This is a genomic window from Saccharothrix espanaensis DSM 44229 (assembly GCF_000328705.1).
GTDB classification, from domain to species: domain Bacteria; phylum Actinomycetota; class Actinomycetes; order Mycobacteriales; family Pseudonocardiaceae; genus Actinosynnema; species Actinosynnema espanaense.
Map to the genome: position 1 here is coordinate 7,237,570 of NC_019673.1, position 15,669 is coordinate 7,253,238.

Here is a 15,669-nt window from a genome sequence, read left to right on the forward strand (position 1 = left end):
GGGTGGATCCCCTCTGGGCATTGCGACAGGTGGCGTTCCAGCTCGAACGCGCGGGCGAACCCACCTACCGGGTCAGGGCGTTCCGCCGGGCGGCGGAGGTGGTGGCCGCGCTGCCGCCGGGCGAACTGGCGACGCGGGTCGCCAACGGCACGCTGACCGACCTCAACGGCATCGGCAAGTCGACCGCGGGCGTCATCCTCGACGCCGCGGCGGGCCGGGAACCCGCCTACCTGTCCCGGGTGCGGCCGCCCGCGGTCGGCGGGCAGGCCCTGCGCGCGCGGCTGAAAGGCGACTGCCACACGCATTCCGACTGGTCCGACGGCGGCAGCCCGATCCGCGAGATGGCCGAGACCGCGCGCGACCTCGGGCACGAGTGGGTGGTGCTCACCGACCACTCGCCGCGGCTGACGATCGCCAACGGCCTGTCCGCCGACCGGCTGCGCGCGCAGCTGGAGGTGGTGGCCGAGCTGAACACCGAGCTGGCCCCGTTCCTGGTGCTGACCGGGATCGAGGTGGACATCCTCGACGACGGCTCGCTCGACCAGCACCCGGACCTGTTGGCCCAGCTCGACGTCGTGGTCGCGAGCGTGCACTCCAAGCTGCGGATGCCGCGGGCGGAGATGACCGAGCGGCTGCTCACCGCCGTGGCGAACCCGCACGTCGACGTGCTGGGCCACTGCACCGGCCGGCTGGTGGTCGGCAAGGGCCGGCCGGAGTCGCAGTTCGACGCCGAGGCGGTGTTCGCCGCGTGCCGGGACAACGGCACCGCCGTGGAGATCAACTCGCGCCCGGAGCGCCGGGACCCGCCGGGCCGGCTGCTGCGGCTCGCGGTGGAGCTGGGCTGCGAGTTCGCCATCGACAGCGACGCGCACGCGCCCGGTCAGCTCGACTGGCTGTCCTACGGCTGCGAGCGGGCCGAGGAGTGCGGCGTCGACCCGGAGCGGGTGATCAACACGCGCGGCGTCGCGGAGCTGCTCAACTCCCGGCGCTAGCGGTGCGGGCGGTCCGCGACGCCCGCACCAGGTGGCCGTACCACGGGATCAGCGGTCCGCTGCGGCCGTCCACCAGGCGCTGCCAGGTGGCCCGGCACAGGTCCCGGAACGGGACCGCGTCCCAGCCGCCGGCGAGTTCGGCCAGCGGCCGGTCGTGCACGTTGCCCAGCCAGTAGCGGCGGTCGAAGCCGTAGGCCACCGGCACGGCCGCGCCGTTGGCCTCGATCACCAGCGGGGTCAGCCAGTGGCCCAGCGGCTGCTCGTCGGCCACCGGGGCGGCCATGAACGCCTCCGGCTTGCGGGCCAGCATGGTCCGCGGCACGGCGTCGAGCTGCACGGCCAGGCCGTGCTCCTCGGCGATCCGGCCCAGCTCGACGGCCGCGTAGGCGAGCTCCACCGCGTCCGGCCGCTCCCCCGCCATCCGCCGGTTCGCCGCGCCCTCGGGTTCCAGCGGGTGCACCTGGAGCAGCAGCGCGCCGGACTGGGACGCGGCCAGCGCCACCTCGCCGAGCTGGGTGGCGTTGCCCTGGGTGAGGGTGGTGATGACGCCGACCGGGATGCCCGCCTCGGTGAGCCGCCGGATGCCCGCGAGCGCCTTGTCGAACGCGCCCTCCTGGTCCCGGATGCGGTCGTGGGTGCCCTGGTCGCCGTCCAGCGACACGGCCACCAGGTCGACCAGCCCGCGCACCAGCCCGATCCGGCGCTGGGTGAGCGCGACCGCATTCGTCGTGACGGTCGTTCGCATTCCGGCATCCCGAGCGGCCCTCAGCAGTGCGGGCAGTTCCGGGTAGAGGAACGGTTCGCCGCCGGACACGCTCATCACGTCGTAGCCGAGTCCGGCCGCGTCCCGGACCACGGCGGACAGCACGCCGATGGGCACCGACTCGGCCACGTCGGGCCCGGAGCTGGAGTAGCAGTGCAGGCATCTGAGGTTGCAGAGCCTGGTCGGGTGAACCTGCAGGACCGCCCTGCCGCCCGTTTGCCCCATTTCCACCCTCCTGTGAAGCCCGCTATCCGTATGGAGCAGGCAAGCGCACGGGTGATACGTCATTGCGTCACCAACAACGCCGACCATTCCCTCCAACGTGGGAACCTGCGCGTTCGCCTGAAACAACGGCGGCCGGGGATGCGACTTTCCAGACGAGGCGACCAGGCCCGAATGCCGCCCGACGGGGGGAGGGGACGTGCGCCGCAGGTTCGCAGTGCCCACCGATGCGGCCGACGAGGCCCGTCGCCGGGTGCTGCGCGAGCTGCACGACGGGCTGGGCCCCTCGCTCGCCGCGATCGCGCTCGGCCTGCGCGCCGCCCGGCACCTGGTGGCGCGCGACCCGGCGGCGGCCGGTCCGCTGCTGGCCCGGCTGGAGGAGGAGATGCACACCGCGGTCGGCGAGATCCGCCGGCTGGCGGCCGGCGCGTACCCGGCCGAGCTGGCCCGGCTGGGCCTGGCGGGCGCGGTGCGGGCGCACGTGGCCACCCTCGCCGACCGGCACCCGGTGCGGGTGCTCGTCAAGGCCGAGGGCGACCTGCCGGAACTGCCGATCGCCGTCCAGGTGGCGGCCTACCGGATCATCTGCGAGGCGCTGACCAACGTGGTCCGGCACGCCGGCGCGCGCACCTGCGTGGTGCGCCTGTGGTGCGCGGACGGCCTGCACGTCGAAGTCGTGGACGACGGCTGCGGCGCGGGCGAACCCGAGGGGAACGGCGTGGGACTGAACTCGATGCGGGAACGGGCGCGCGAGATCGGCGGGACGTGGGCGATGGGGGACGCCGCCGCCGGCGGCACCCGGATCGCCTTCGACCTGCCGGTCGCGGGCGGAGTGTGAGCGGACATGCCGCCTGCGCTCCGGGCGCTGGTGGTGGACGACCACCCGCTGTTCCGCTACGGCCTGGCCGCCGCGCTGGGGGCGGCGAACGACCTGGAGCTGGTCGGCGAGGCGGCCGGCGGCACGGCGGCGGTGGAGCTGGCCGCGCGGCTGCACCCGGACGTGGTCGTGATGGACCTGAACATGCCCGACCTGGGCGGGGTCGAGGCGACCCGGCGGATCGTGGCGCACGACCCGACCGTCCGGGTGCTGGTGCTGACCATGTTCGACGACGACGACTCGGTGTTCGCGGCGATGCGCGCGGGCGCGCTGGGCTACCTGCTCAAGGCGGCCCGGCCGCAGCAGATCGTGCGCGCGGTGCGGGCGGTCGCCGAGGGCGAGGCGATCTTCAGCCCCGGCATCGCGGTGCGGCTGCTGGCGTACTTCGGCGCGCCGGCCAAGTCCGAGGTGGAGGCGTTCCCGGAGCTGACCGTGCGGGAGCGCGAGGTGCTGCGGCTGATGGCCGACGGCCGGGGCAACGCGGTGATCGCCCGGATCCTGGTGCTCAGCCCCAAGACGGTGCGCAACCACGTGTCGAACATCCTGCGCAAGCTGCACGTCGCCGACCGGGCGCAGGCGGTGTCCCGGGCCAAGCGGGCCGGTCTGGGCGACGAGTCGGGACAAGTCGGGACACCGGGCCCGTAGTGCCGGGACGCGCCGGGTCGCGACGATGGGGGTGGTGGGGGCATCGGTCGCGGAGGCGGGGAGCTGACATGAACGGTGAGCAGATCGCGGTGGCGCTGCACGCGGCGGACTCGATCACCAGGGCCGGGGTGACCGCCGCGCTGCGATCGCGGCCGGAGATCCGGCTGGTCGAACCGGACGAGCCCGCGCCGGTCGCGCTGGTGGTGCTGGAGAAGCTCGACGGCGCCGCCCAGCAGCTGCTGCGCCGGTTGCAGGTGCCCGGCAGCCCGAACATCGTGCTGGTGGCGGGCGACCTCGCCGACCCGGAGCTGCTCACCATCGTCAGCAGCGGGGTGTCCGCGGTGATCCGCCGCTCGGACGCCACCCCGGACACGTTGGTGCGCCTGGTGAAGGCCGCCGCCGCCGGGCAGGGCGCGCTGCCGCCGGACCTGCTGGGCCGGCTGCTGGACCGGGTTTCCCGGTTGCAGCGCAACGTGCTCAACCCCAACGGCTGGACCATGGCCGGGATGTCCGACCGGGAGACCGAGGTGCTGCGGCTGATCGCGGACGGCTTCGAGACCAAGGAGATCGCCGAGAAGCTGTGCTACTCGCAGCGGACCGTCAAGAGCATCCTGCACGACATCACCAACCGGTTCCAGCTGCGCAACCGGGCCCACGCCGTCGCGTTCGCCTTGCGCGAGGGCCTGATCTGACCCGCTGCGCCGACTGCCCACGCCACCCGTCCGCGCAGATCGACGCTCACGCCACCCGTCCGGAGAAGGACACCGCGGGCTTGCAGTTCCCCTTCGCCGCCGGGTTCTGGCAGCTCACCGAGAACACGATCTTCTCCCCCGGCTTGAACTGCAACGGCTGCACGTAGTGCCGGTCCAGGTCGCGGAAGTTGGCCAGGTTCAGCTCCAGGATGGTGCTGCGGGTCCCGTTCGCGTCCCGCACGACCCGGACCAGGCCGAGGTCGCCGAACGGGTTCTGCAGCACGATGTCGCTGACGTTCACCGACTTCTTGTCGTCGGCGGGGGTGAACACGAAGTCGGTGAACAGCGCCGGGTTGGCGGTGATCGCCGAGTCGGCGGCGATCCGGAAGTCGGTGGGGTCGCCGGCCGGGGTGGCGGCCGGGCGCACCGCGCTCGGCTGTGCTCCGGGGGCGGCGGAGGGGTCCAGGCCGACCGCCTGCATGGCGGCCTCCGAGTTGCCCTTGGCCGCCTGGGAATCGGTCTTCGCCTGGCCCGCGCTGTCCTCGGCCCGCTGCGCGGCGGCCTTGACGTCACCGGCCTGCTCGGTCGCGGCGTCGCGCGCGGCGGACTTCACCGCGGACTGCACGACGGTGAACCACAGCACGCCCAGCAACACCGCCAGCGCGGCGAGTGCGAGCAACGCGGGCAGCAGCCACTTGGGCATGAGTTGGCGCTGCACGAACATGCCGTCCGCGACGAACGGGTTGCCTGCGTTCGGCAGCACCTCCACCCGGAACGGCCGGGACCGGGGCTGCCCGCGCAGGAACGTGTCGCGCGGTTTCACCAGCAGCTTCACGAACGCGGCGGTGCCGGGCGCGAGCACGACCTCCCGCCGGTCCAGTCTGAAGTCCAGCTCGCCGTCCGGGTCGCTCGGCGTGAACCGCAGGCCCACCGGGTGGTTGCCGACGTTGTCCACGGCCAGCTCGAACCGGCCCCGCCGGCCCGCCTCCACCTTGCCGGGCACGAGTTCGGCGCTCAGGTCGGTGAACGAGCCGACCTCGACCACGCCTTCCTCGACCACCGAGCCGTACGGGTCCTCGCGGGAGGCGACCCGCACCCCGAACGGCACCGGCCCGGCCGGCACGTCCGACGCGCGCGGCGGCGCGAACCGGACCACCACCTCGGCGGAGCCCTGCGGCACGAGGTTCACCGAGCCCGGCTCGGCCGACGACCAGCCGGCGGCGTCGCCCACGACGTCGACGGTGAACTGGTCGACCAGCTCCCCGGTGTTGCGCACGACGACCGTGCAGGTGGTCTCGGAGCCCGGTTCCACGGCCAGGCCCGTGGCGGACAGCGTCGCGGTAGCGCCCATGTCTCGAATCCTCCGGTGGACGGACTGCGCGGGCACGTGGCGGAAGGGTGGGGCGTGGTGCGTTCCCCGCTGCCCCAACGGGCAGCCGTTCAGCCCCGGGTCGCGAAGTCGGGCGGTTGCAGGGTGCGTTGCACGACCAGGAACGGGTTCGACCGCACGGCGGCGAACCCGGGCCCGGTCACCGGCGTGGCCACCAGTTCCCTGGTGCCGACCAGGTCGTTCTCGAAGACCAGGAACCCGGTGTCGACCGTGCCGTCGTCCCGCACGGTCATCGTGCCGGGCGTGGCGGAGATGCCCTGCGACCAGGCGAGCGCCACGGTGGCACCGGGCGGCAGGCCGCTACCGGTGACCCGGGGCACGAACCCGGTCGGTCCGACCAGCGGCTCGACGGCGAGTTCCGGTCGGCGCACCAGGACCTTGCCGACGGCGGTGTTGTCGGCGGCGTCGGCGTCCGGCCCGGTGCCCAGCGCGGAGCCGCCCGCACTGGTGTCCACAGCGGCCTTGGCGGGCAACGAGATCCGCACCTCGGCCACTTGGAGCGGTTGCAGCACACCGATGTCGCACGACGTGCCGTCGGCCGCGCACCCCGGCGAGGCCGCCGTGGGCGGCACCAGTGGCGGTGGCAGCGAGGTCACCACCCGGACGCCGGTCATCGGCGTGCCGGAACCGTTGCGCAGCTTGAAGACCAGCACGACGTCCGCGCCGCCGACGTAGCTCTCGGCGGGCAGCACCGCCACGGCCATCGACAGCGACCCGGGTGTGGGCGGCGGCGTGACCTCCTCGTCCACGGTGATCGTGACCTCGGCCCGGTTGTCGGCCGGGTTCACGTCAGGGCCCGCGTCAGGGCCCGCGTCGGCGCGCACGACCTGCGCGCCGGCCGTGACACCGGTGACGGTGAGCCGGATCTCCACGCCGGTCCCGGGCGCGAGCCGGCCCAGCGCGCAGGTCCTGGCGAGGGCGTCGCAGGTGCCGGCGGTCGGCACCAGCTCGTCGACCCGCAGGCCGGCCGGGACGGCCAGCGCCACGGTGGCGTCGGTCGGCGCGAACCCGGTGTTGCTTACCCGGAACCGGGCGGTCGTGGTGCCGCTGAACGGGATCCGGGCGGGTGCCACCGCTCCGGTCACCACCAGGTCCGGCAGCCGCTGGAACGCCGGGGCACGCGCGCTCTGCGCACCGAAGGACACCAGCTCGACCGGTGTCCCGCCGCTGGGCGGCACCGCGTAGATCCGGCGCGGCCCCTCCTCCCCGGAGGGCGCGGAGAACGCGATCAGCGCGCCGTCGGGCGACCACGCGGGTTGCCGCGCGCCCGAGCCGTCCGGCACCAGCACGGCGGTGTTCGCACCGTCCACGTCGGCCGTGCACAGGCCGTTCCCGTGCTGGTACACCAAGCGTCGGCCGTCCGGCGACCAGTCCGGGTTCTCGTCGCCCCGCGCGCACACGCCGGCGAACCGCACCGACAAGTCGGTCTGCACCAGGGGTCCGGTCACGTCGACCAGCCAGATGTCCTGGTAAGCAACGTCTTCCGGAACGAACACGGCCACGATCGAGGCCGCCCGGCCGATCCGACCGCCGTCGTCCGCGGTGCACGTGACGCTGGTGACGCCGACCGGGAACAGCGCGCCGGACGTGGCGTCGCAGGACGGCGTGAGCGGCGCGCCGGCAACGGAAGTGGCCGTGGCGCTGAACGTCACGGCCACCGGGAGGCCCTGCGGGCTGGGCGCGGCGGCCCCGTTCACCACGACGGTCGGCAGGCCGGCGGCGGCCTCGGTGATCCGGATCGTCTGCTCGTGCGGGCGGGTCGGGTCCTCGCCGTCGAACCGGAACTGGACCGTGCAGCCCCTGTGGTCGCCGACCGCCCGGGTGCCGGGGCCGGTCTGCGGGTCAAGCCGGACGGTCTCCTGGAACGTGACGTCGGTGTCGCCGTTGACCGTGGCCTCGGCCGGGGTGAACGTGATGGAGACGCCGTAGTCGCAGTGCGCGACGGGCGTGACGGTGACCGGGATGCTCTTGATGCCGCGGTCGATCGCGTTGGCGATCTCGGTCGGCCGCGCGCCCTCGGTGACCATCGAGCCGCCGGTGTGCCGGACCAGTTCGGTGGCCTGGAGTTGGCGGTCCAGCCCGTCGCCGGAACCCAGGATCGGCACCGCGACGAGCTTGATGCCGCGCGGCTGCCCGGTGGGCGGGTAGCCGCCGGCGAGGTCGAACTTGATCTCGTCGAGCGACCAGTACCACTCGCAGACCGGCGGGTCGAGGTCGGACTCGCACGGGTCGCCGGTCTGCTTGCTGCTCGCGTCGCCGGCGAGCACGACGATCCGGCTCGCGCCGGGCGTGTCGAACAGCCGGTGCCGGCCCTGGTTCTCCAGGTCGAGGTCGCGGGCGATCCGGTGCAGGCCGTTGAACCAGTCCTCCGGGGCGCTGTCGCCGCCGCCCTCGGCCTTGAGCTGCTCGGGGTCCGCCAGCAGCGCCTTGACCTCGGCCGGGCTCGTCAGGGCGAGCAGGAGCTCGTAGCGCCGCCCTTGGTCGGGCGTGTCCTTGTAGGAGGCCACGCCGAACCTCGCGCCGGGATCGCGGACGAGGATCTCGTCCATCACCTTGGGGATCTCGGCCTTGAACACGGCCAGCGCGTCGCCCATGGAACCGGTGGTGTCCACCAGGAACACGATCTCGGGCAGCCGGGGCACGGCCGGGGTGCGCAGGGTCGCGGACGTGCTGAACGAGCCGCCCTCGGAGGTGGACGCGCCCACCGAGCGCGGCGTGACCAGCGGGGTGTCCTGGCCCTGGCTGGTGCGGCTGAACGCGATGGTGCGGCCGTCGGGCGACCACGCGGGTTGGCTGTCCTGGCCGCGCAGGTGGTCGGGGCGCGGCACGGTCGACAGCAGCGCGCCGTCCGAAGCGCGCAGGACGCTGATCGAATCCCGGTCCGTCACGGCGATCCGGGTGCCGTCGGGCGACCACGTGGGCTGCGACAGGCCACGGCGCTCGCCGAGGTAGCGGGCGGCCGAGCCGTCGGCGTTCGCGACCCGGACCCGGGGCGGGTCCTCCCCGCCGCCGAACTCGGTCCAGGCGATCCGGGTGCCGTCCGGCGAGTAGGCGGGGTCGGTCTCGTCGGGCTCGCCGTCGCGGGTGACCGCGCGCTGGTCGCCGCCGCGCGAGTCGGTGCTCCAGATGTCGCCGGGATCGCCCCGGTCCACCCCGATCCGGTACGGCTGGAGCGGATCCGGCTGCGCGGCGGCCACCAGGGGCCGGGCGGCCGGCAGCAGACCCGCTAACAGCACGCACACCACCGCGACCACCGTCGACCGGTTCGTCCGTCCGATCCCCACCGCTGCCTCATTCCACCGTGAAGAACTCGATCTCGGAGATGGCGACGTCGGTGCCCTGCAAGGAGGGGTACGTCGACACGATGTACATCTCGACCCGCTGCACGCCCCCCGCGTTCTGGACCTTCACCGTCTGCGGGCCGGGCTCGTCGGCCAGCGAGAGGTCGAACGTGCCGCCGGTCGAGTACACGAGGTGCAGCTGGTGGGGGCGCAGGGCGGTCTGGAAGTCCTCGCCGATGCCGATCTGGAAGATGGCCTCGTTCAGGGTGACCGGCGCCTCGAAGGTGAACACCAGGGCGGGCAGCGGTTGGGCGGGCGCGGCCCAGTAGGTGTTCTTCGCGTTGTCGGCCACCAGGTCCGGCCCGTGGTCGGCGATGGACGCGCTCGCGGTCACCTGGCTCGGGCGCACCGGCAGCACCTGCTCGGAGAACCAGTTCCGCACGGTGTTCGCCGCCGACACCGCCTGGCCGTTCACCGCCTGGCGGAACGGGCTGATCAGCCCGTACGCGCCGATCCCGGCGAGCAGCAGGATCGCCAGCACCCACCGGACCACCCGGCCGATCGCCCGGCCGGCCGACCCGCGCCGCCGGTGCCGGGTGCCGGCCTTGGCGGGCTCCCGCTTCGGGAAGATCCGCCGCCACCACTTCTCCGCCACGACCCGCGCCTCCACCAGGCCGGACCCGCAGCGCGCGCAGAACTTCCGGACCGGCGGGTTGGCCTCGCCGCACTGGCCGCAGATCAGGTCGCCGGCCTGGGCCGCGCGGCGCTCGGTGAGCCGGGGCTGGTGCCCGGCCGGGGCCTGCCGCTCGGTCGTGGGCTGCATCGCCCCCGGCTGCTGCGGTTCCGGGCCGGGCTGGTGCTGTCCAGGTTGATACGGCACAGATTGATGCTGCCCAGATTGGTATGGCACAGGTTGGTGCTGCCCAGATTGGTGCTGCACAGGTTGGTGCAGTACGGGCTGCTGGGCGGGTTTGGGCTCCCACTCCAGGTAGGTGCCGCACGAGCCGCAGAACTCCGCGCCCTCGGCGTTGCGCTCCCCGCACTGCGCGCAGACGATCATGGTCCCCCCACCTCCAGTTCCACGACGACGTGGGCCGGCACCGCGGCGGCGATCGCCGCGGCCAGCCGCACCCGGTCCACCGCGCCCGGGTCGGCGACCCGGACCCGGACGGTCACCCGCGCGGGCCCGCCGTCCGGCAGCGGCGCGCCCGGCCGGTCGGTCGACGTGCAGCCCCCGCTGTCGGACACCTCGACCCGCCCGCCGGTCAGCAGGCTCACGTGCTCCACCAGGCCCGGCCGGGTGCCACGCCTGCGGTGCAGCCGGACCGCCGTGGCCACCAGCAGCCGGCGGTGTTGCACCGACCAACCCTCGCCGACGTCCAGCGCCACCCAGTGTGCCAGCCAGTCCAGGAAGTCCTCCGGCGCGACCCTGGGGTCCAGGTAGCCCGCGAAGCCGTCCAGCGCGGTGAACACCGGCGCGAGCACCTCGTCCAGCGCCGCCAGGAACCGCTGGGTGAAGTCGTCCTCCAGGTACACCGCGGGCAGCCGGTCGGCCAGCGGGTGCGGCGTGGGCAGGGTCGGTCCGCCGGTCCTCATCGCGTCACCCGCACCTGGTGGCCGTAGGAGAACGCCAGCCCGTTGGGCGGCAGGTCCAGCCGGGGCACCGCGTTGCCGCGCTCGCCGGTCACCGGGTTCGCGCCGAACAGCTTGACGTCCTCGACCAGCTCCACGCCGGGGATCCGCTGCAACACCGCGAACACCTCGCCGGACTGCACCGGCCGGCCGAACGGCCAGCCGTCGCCGTCCGGGCCGCCGCTGATCGGGTTGAAGTAGTCGTAGAGCGCCTGCACGGCCCGCGTGCGCAGCACGTCCTCCGGGGTGCCGGCGCGGGCCTTGAGCTGCCCCACGACCGTGACGCCCTGGTAGAGCGGCGGTTCCACGGAGACCCGCGCGCCGATGCAGCGCCGGTCGTCGAGGTACCGCTCGATCCGCTGCCGCACCTCCGCACCCGGTTGCAGCGCCCCGAAATCGGCCTCCTCGTTGGTGCCCACGGCGGGCACCACCAGCACCCGCACCGCCGCCGAGCCCTGCCCGGCCGGCACGCACCGCACCCGGGCGATCTCCGGCGCGGCCTCGCGGGTCAGCAGCTCGTAGTCCTCGGCGGTCACCGCGCGGTCGCGGGTGCGCAGCACGAGGGGCCCGCGCAGCGCCGCGTCGCGCACCGACTCCCCCGCCACGCCGCCGCTCGCGGGCTCGCGGTTGACCACCGAGTTGACGAACGGCACCGGGTCGCGCTGCACCCGCAGCAGGCCGCGCGCGACGTTGCCGCGCAGCCCGCCGCCGGTCCGGTACTCCGGCACCCGGATCGCGGCCGACTTGGCCGGCACCGCGCCGAAGTTGCGCACCCCGCCGTCCGGTTGGCGGATCGCCGGCCCGAAGATCACCTCGCCGCCGACCCGGTCCAGCACCACGTGCCGGTCGGCGGGGCCGGACTCGGCGAACGTGCGGACCTCGGTCCAGCGCTCCCAGCCCGCCGGCGTGGCGACCTCCACGACGAGTGTGCCGTCGGCGACCACGACGGGCGTGCGGGTGAGCGCGAACCGCTGCCCCGGAACGCCTTCCGACACGCCGATGGTCTCGCCGCGCACGATGTCGGCGTGCGTCGCGTCCGTGGTGCCGCCGATCGTGGCGGCGGTGGCCGAGAGCAGCTTGGGCGGGCGCTGGTAGAAGGGCCGGTCCGGCGCGGGTTCCACGGCCCGGCAGCGCACCCAGCCCGCGCGCTTGCGGGCCACCACCGAGACGGTGTGCGTGCGCGGGACGTGCACGACGACGTCACCGGGTTTGTTGAAGCCGCCGGTGGAGTCGCGGTCGACCTCGCACCTGGTCCAGCCGTCGCCGTTCCACGCCTCCCACACCCACGGCGGGTCGCGCGGGTCGACGCCGCGCCCCTCGGCGTGCGCCTCGACCCGGAACAGCACGGCGCAGCCGGGCACCGCGTCGGACAGCCCGAACAGCACCACGTCGCCCGCGGCCGGCGGGTCGCCGAAGCACTCCGGCGACTTGCCGTCCACCAGCTCGTCGGTGCGGTCGGCGGGCGGGAGGTTCGCGTCGGCCGGCGCGGTGACCAGGTGGGCCAGCTCGCACGGCGTGATCGACAGCTCCCGGTCGACGGTGAACACCACCGGGTCCTCGATCTCGGTGCGCTCGGTGGCGACCTGCGCGCCGTGCGGGACCACCACCGGCACCTCGCGCGGCGCGGCCAGCCAGAAGGTGACCTCGGCGCGGGCGGCGGTGGGCGGGAACAGCGTGACCCCGATCAGGTCGAGGAACCGCAGGTAGTGCAGGTCCGGCACGCGGTTGAGCCGGTAGAGCAGCTCGTCGACCATGTGCGCGAACGCCTCGATCAGCGTCACGCCCGGGTCGGACACGTTGTGGTCCGTCCACTCCGGACAGTGCTGCTGGACGCGGCGCTTGGCCTCGTCCACCAGGTCCTGGAAGCGGCGGTCGTCCAGGTTGGGCGTGGGCAGGGACATCAGGCGCCCTCCTCGTCGGCCTCGTGCGGCGGGATGACGTAGAAGGGGAACACCAGGTTGCGCGGGTCGTTCGTGCCGCGCAGCGCGTACCGGACGTCGATGAGCAGGGTGCCGTTGTCGACCTCGTCGAACCCGACCGAGACGTCGGCCAGGGTGATCCGGGGTTCCCAGCGCTCCAGCGAGAGCCGCACCTCGTAGGCGATCCGGCCCGCCGTGGCGGCGTCGGCGGGCGCGAACACCAGGTCGTGGATGGCGCAGCCGAACTCCGGCCGCATCGGCCGCTCACCGGGCGCGGTGGCCAGGATCAGCCGGATGCTCTCCACGATCTCGCGCTCGCCGCCGACCAGCGCGACCGAGCCGGTCGCGTCGGTGTGGATCGGGAAGGCCAGTCCCCGGCCGACGAAGTCCACGTCACCCTCCGATCAGCACGGTGGGGCAGCCCAGCACGATGGGCGCGCCGCACGCGGACAGGTCGCCCGTCCGGGCCGCGGGCCGGCCGCCGATCAGCACCGTCGGGCAGCCCGGCGGCGCGATCACGGTCGGCGGGTGCGGCGGCAGGCCGGGGAACGAGCAGACGTGCGGGTTGCCGACGACCGCCGCGGGCATCCCGCCGATCAGCACGGTGGGCACCCCCGGCGGCCCGACCACGCCGGGGTGCGCGGTCGGGTCGCCCGCCCTCGCCGCTGGTGGCATGTCCGCCTCCGCTCTAGTTGATCTTGACCAGGCTGCCGCGCACGGTGAGCACGCCGCTCGCCGTGACCTCGGCCTGCGCCTGCCCGGCGACCGACACCGTCGCGCCCTCGACCTTGACGCCCGTCGAACCGCTCACGCTCACCTGCGCGCCCTTGACCTCGACGGCGGTCTGGGCCTGCGCGGTGATCTTCTGCCCCTTGAGCTCCAGCGGCCCGGTGCCCGCGTCGAGGGTGATCCCGTTCTGCGCCTTGACCACCACGGCCTTGCCGCTGGTCACCTCGACCACCTGGGCCTTCTGGTCCAGCTTGACCACGAACTTCCCGTCACCGCTGGAGATCAGGATCCCCTCGTCCTCGACGAACTCGACCTTGTGCCCCTTGCGGGACACGAAACCCCGCACCGTCACCTCGCCGGTGCCGCCGTCGATCGGCTCCTGGGTGAGCGTGGGCGCGGTGTCCTTGCTGTTGTAGAGCCCGCCGAGCACGTAGGGGGCGTCGAAGTCGCCGTGCTCGAAGCCGACCAGCACCTCGTCACCGACCTCCGGCAGCACCAGCGCGCCGCGGCCGAGGCCCGCACCGGTCTGCACGGTCCGCGCCCACCCGCTGGCGAACTCGTCGGACAGCCACGGGAACTTGACCTTGACCCGGCCGAGCTTGGCCGGGTCGCGGGCGTCGGTGACGACGGCGGGCACCACCCCGGTGCGGCCCTCGCGCCCGCCGCCGCCGTTGGCCAGGCCGTAGAGCGAGCGCTCCTGGCGTCCGGAGACGGTGAACTCCGTGGTGTAGCCGCCCTGTTCGGCGAACAGGTGCCGGGTGCTGGTGAGCGTGTACTTGCCCGCGAACGGGTCGCCGATGTTGGTCAGCGCCACCGCCGTCCCCGCACGCAGCTTGGGGTTCCCGCGCGCCACGCCCGCGAGTTCCGCGCACGCCCCGCCCAGCTGCGTGCTCAACGCCGCGGCGACCGCGTCCACCTCGCCCTGCGCCCGGTACGGCCCGGTGGCCAGGTAGGGCGGGCTGCCGAACTTGCCCGCCAGCGCCACCGGGTCCACGCCGGTCACCTCGGTGCCCACCATGTCGGGCTTCTTGGTCGCGATGATCTCCTTCTTGTTCTCGTAGTCCCAACCGCGCACCCGCACCTCGGGCACCTGTTCGGCGGCGGTGATCGAGGCCCGCAGCGACAGCAGCGTCCGGTGCATCTCCAGCACCAGCGGGTTCGACCTGGCCTTGGCCGACTTCGCCGGCGCGCCGGTCGGCTCGTCCGGCAGCCGGAAGTCGAGCTTGCCCTCCAGCACGGTGATCTGCGCGCCGACCGCGCCGGCCAGCCGGGACAGGAACTCCCAGTCGCTGAGGTTGTCCTGGCTGATCTGGGTGTTCGGCCGACCGCCGACACCCTTGACGTCATCGATCGTGCCGACCGGGATCGTGGCCCGCTGCGCGACCTTCCGGACGATGTCGGCGACGGTCATGCCCGGGTAGGCGACCGTGCGACGGCCCCGGAACAGCCGGTGCGCCAGGTCGTAGCCGCGCACCTCGGTGAACGTGCCGCCGCTGTCGAACTGGACGCCGACCGCGGTGATCTCGCCGCTCATCAGCGGTTGCGGCCCGCCGGGGTCGGTGGTCTGCACCTTCAACGCGATCTTCGCGCCGATCGTGAACTTGCCCTTGGCCAGCACCACGTGCCCGGGGTCGCGGAACCGCAGCACGAACACGTCCGGCAGGTTGCGGCTGCCGTCCACGAAAGCGTGCGTCAGCAGCGGTTTGACGTCCTCGGGCAGCGGCGCGGACTCGACCTCGACCACCAGGGTGTTCGCGAAGCTCTCATTGGCCATCGCGGATCTCCTCCAGCGCCGGCACCAGCAGCCGCGACCCCGGCCGCAGCCGCATCGGGTCGTCGATGTCGTTGGCCTCGGCGATCTCGCGCCACAGCTCGGCGTTGCCGTAAGCCTCGTACGCCAGTGACTGCAACGTGTCACCCGCGACCAGGACGTGCGAGTCCCGGGCCGCCAGCGCGCCCGAGGTGGGGTTCTGGCCGCCCTGCTCGCCGGAGATCTCCTCCAGGTTGACCGTGCACAGCGCGCGCACCGGCGTGCCCGCCGGGGTGAACAGGGTGTACTTCGCGTTCACGCTGGAGACGTAGGCCGGGAAGCCGGTCATGCCGCCCCACTTGAAGATCACCCACGGCGGCGAGCCCTTGCCGTGTTGGCGGCTGTCCTCGGTCGGCACGCAGCAGGCGAACAGCTGCTCGACCTTCTTCACCACGCTGTCGTCCATGTGCTCGGTGGCGTCGAGGAACAGTTCGAGGGTGAGCTTGGCCGGGTCCGAGCCCTTGAACTCGGGCGTGCCGGACTTGGCGTTGTTGGCCTGCCGGCTGCGCTCCCACTTGGCGTTCTTGCTCAGCGCCAGCTCCTTGGGGTTGAACTGGAAGGCGATCTCGTGCAGCAGCCCGCCGGGCTTGGCAGCACCGCCGGCCTTGGGCGGGCTGTGCACGGCGAGCGCGGCCTTCTGCAGGTTGCTGGGCGCGGCGTAGCTGGTCGCCTTCGACGCGCCGGCCGACGTGAACGTGATCGGGGATGCCACGGCCG

At 73.6% G+C, this 15,669-nt stretch carries 14 protein-coding genes; 4 read left to right on the forward strand and 10 right to left on the reverse strand.

The window, feature by feature from the left end; genetic code table 11:
• Window positions 1-2 precede the first annotated feature (2 nt).
• The gene (locus BN6_RS31335; RefSeq protein WP_015103857.1) at window positions 3-992 is read left to right on the forward strand and encodes a PHP domain-containing protein; all 990 of its coding nucleotides are present in this window, start codon (window positions 3-5) and stop codon (window positions 990-992) included.
• Here the strand turns inward: BN6_RS31335 and BN6_RS31340 are convergent.
• Window positions 976-1,980 (reverse strand): radical SAM protein, encoded by a 1,005-nt coding sequence (locus BN6_RS31340; RefSeq protein WP_015103858.1) that lies wholly within the window; start codon window positions 1,978-1,980, stop codon window positions 976-978. The two genes, BN6_RS31335 and BN6_RS31340, sit on opposite strands and share 17 nt — an antisense overlap.
• A 196-nt stretch (window positions 1,981-2,176) precedes the next feature.
• On the opposite strand from BN6_RS31340, the gene BN6_RS31345 reads away from it, so the two are divergent.
• From BN6_RS31345 to BN6_RS31355, 3 genes are all read left to right on the forward strand, one after another.
• A complete protein-coding gene (locus BN6_RS31345; protein ID WP_015103859.1) occupies window positions 2,177-2,815 on the forward strand; it encodes a sensor histidine kinase in 639 nt (212 codons plus the stop codon).
• Between the two features lie 6 nt (window positions 2,816-2,821).
• The gene (locus BN6_RS31350) at window positions 2,822-3,499 is read left to right on the forward strand and encodes a response regulator (protein WP_015103860.1); all 678 of its coding nucleotides are present in this window, start codon (window positions 2,822-2,824) and stop codon (window positions 3,497-3,499) included.
• Window positions 3,500-3,567: 68 nt separating this feature from the next.
• Complete coding sequence (locus tag BN6_RS31355) at window positions 3,568-4,191, forward strand: helix-turn-helix transcriptional regulator (protein WP_015103861.1); 624 nt, start codon at window positions 3,568-3,570, stop codon at window positions 4,189-4,191.
• 46 nt (window positions 4,192-4,237) lie between these two features.
• Here BN6_RS31355 and BN6_RS31360 read toward each other — a convergent pair whose 3' ends face one another.
• The 9 genes from BN6_RS31360 to BN6_RS31400 all read right to left on the reverse strand — a co-directional run bounded on the left by BN6_RS31360 (window position 4,238) and on the right by BN6_RS31400 (window position 15,664).
• On the reverse strand, window positions 4,238-5,542 hold the full coding sequence (locus BN6_RS31360) for a COG1470 family protein (protein WP_015103862.1): 1,305 nt from the start codon (window positions 5,540-5,542) through the stop codon (window positions 4,238-4,240).
• Between the two features lie 89 nt (window positions 5,543-5,631).
• Window positions 5,632-8,865 (reverse strand): DUF11 domain-containing protein, encoded by a 3,234-nt coding sequence (locus tag BN6_RS31365; protein ID WP_015103863.1) that lies wholly within the window; start codon window positions 8,863-8,865, stop codon window positions 5,632-5,634.
• A gap of 7 nt (window positions 8,866-8,872) precedes the next feature.
• Window positions 8,873-9,742, reverse strand: a complete 870-nt coding sequence (locus BN6_RS31370) for a zinc ribbon domain-containing protein (RefSeq protein WP_148303101.1) — start codon at window positions 9,740-9,742, stop codon at window positions 8,873-8,875.
• A gap of 176 nt (window positions 9,743-9,918) precedes the next feature.
• Window positions 9,919-10,458 carry a phage tail protein gene (locus BN6_RS31375; protein WP_015103865.1) on the reverse strand — a complete coding sequence of 180 codons (540 nt, stop codon included), beginning with the start codon at window positions 10,456-10,458 and terminating at the stop codon, window positions 9,919-9,921.
• On the reverse strand, window positions 10,455-12,395 hold the full coding sequence (locus tag BN6_RS31380; RefSeq protein ID WP_015103866.1) for a putative baseplate assembly protein: 1,941 nt from the start codon (window positions 12,393-12,395) through the stop codon (window positions 10,455-10,457). Before BN6_RS31380 ends, BN6_RS31375 begins: the two co-directional genes overlap by 4 nt.
• On the reverse strand, window positions 12,395-12,805 hold the full coding sequence (locus BN6_RS31385) for a GPW/gp25 family protein (RefSeq protein WP_015103867.1): 411 nt from the start codon (window positions 12,803-12,805) through the stop codon (window positions 12,395-12,397). Before BN6_RS31385 ends, BN6_RS31380 begins: the two co-directional genes overlap by 1 nt.
• Before the next feature lies 1 nt (window position 12,806).
• The gene (locus tag BN6_RS31390; protein WP_015103868.1) at window positions 12,807-13,088 is read right to left on the reverse strand and encodes a PAAR domain-containing protein; all 282 of its coding nucleotides are present in this window, start codon (window positions 13,086-13,088) and stop codon (window positions 12,807-12,809) included.
• A 13-nt stretch (window positions 13,089-13,101) separates the two neighbouring features.
• Complete coding sequence (locus BN6_RS31395) at window positions 13,102-14,916, reverse strand: VgrG-related protein (RefSeq protein ID WP_015103869.1); 1,815 nt, start codon at window positions 14,914-14,916, stop codon at window positions 13,102-13,104.
• Entirely contained in the window at window positions 14,906-15,664 is a 759-nt protein-coding gene (locus BN6_RS31400) for a CIS tube protein (protein ID WP_015103870.1), read from the reverse strand. The genes BN6_RS31395 and BN6_RS31400 overlap by 11 nt, the downstream gene beginning before the upstream one ends.
• Window positions 15,665-15,669 lie beyond the last annotated feature (5 nt).

Bases quoted from the DNA above. Each gene is read 5' to 3' on its own strand.
- BN6_RS31340 (WP_015103858.1), bottom strand. From the start codon at position 1,980: ATGGGGCAAACGGGCGGCAGGGCGGTCCTGCAGGTTCACCCGACCAGG.
- BN6_RS31350 (WP_015103860.1), top strand. From the start codon at position 2,822: ATGCCGCCTGCGCTCCGGGCGCTGGTGGTGGACGACCACCCGCTGTTC.
- BN6_RS31355 (WP_015103861.1), top strand. From the start codon at position 3,568: ATGAACGGTGAGCAGATCGCGGTGGCGCTGCACGCGGCGGACTCGATC.
- BN6_RS31360 (WP_015103862.1), bottom strand. From the start codon at position 5,542: ATGGGCGCTACCGCGACGCTGTCCGCCACGGGCCTGGCCGTGGAACCG.
- BN6_RS31375 (WP_015103865.1), bottom strand. From the start codon at position 10,458: ATGAGGACCGGCGGACCGACCCTGCCCACGCCGCACCCGCTGGCCGAC.
- BN6_RS31380 (WP_015103866.1), bottom strand. From the start codon at position 12,395: ATGTCCCTGCCCACGCCCAACCTGGACGACCGCCGCTTCCAGGACCTG.
- BN6_RS31390 (WP_015103868.1), bottom strand. From the start codon at position 13,088: ATGCCACCAGCGGCGAGGGCGGGCGACCCGACCGCGCACCCCGGCGTG.
- BN6_RS31395 (WP_015103869.1), bottom strand. From the start codon at position 14,916: ATGGCCAATGAGAGCTTCGCGAACACCCTGGTGGTCGAGGTCGAGTCC.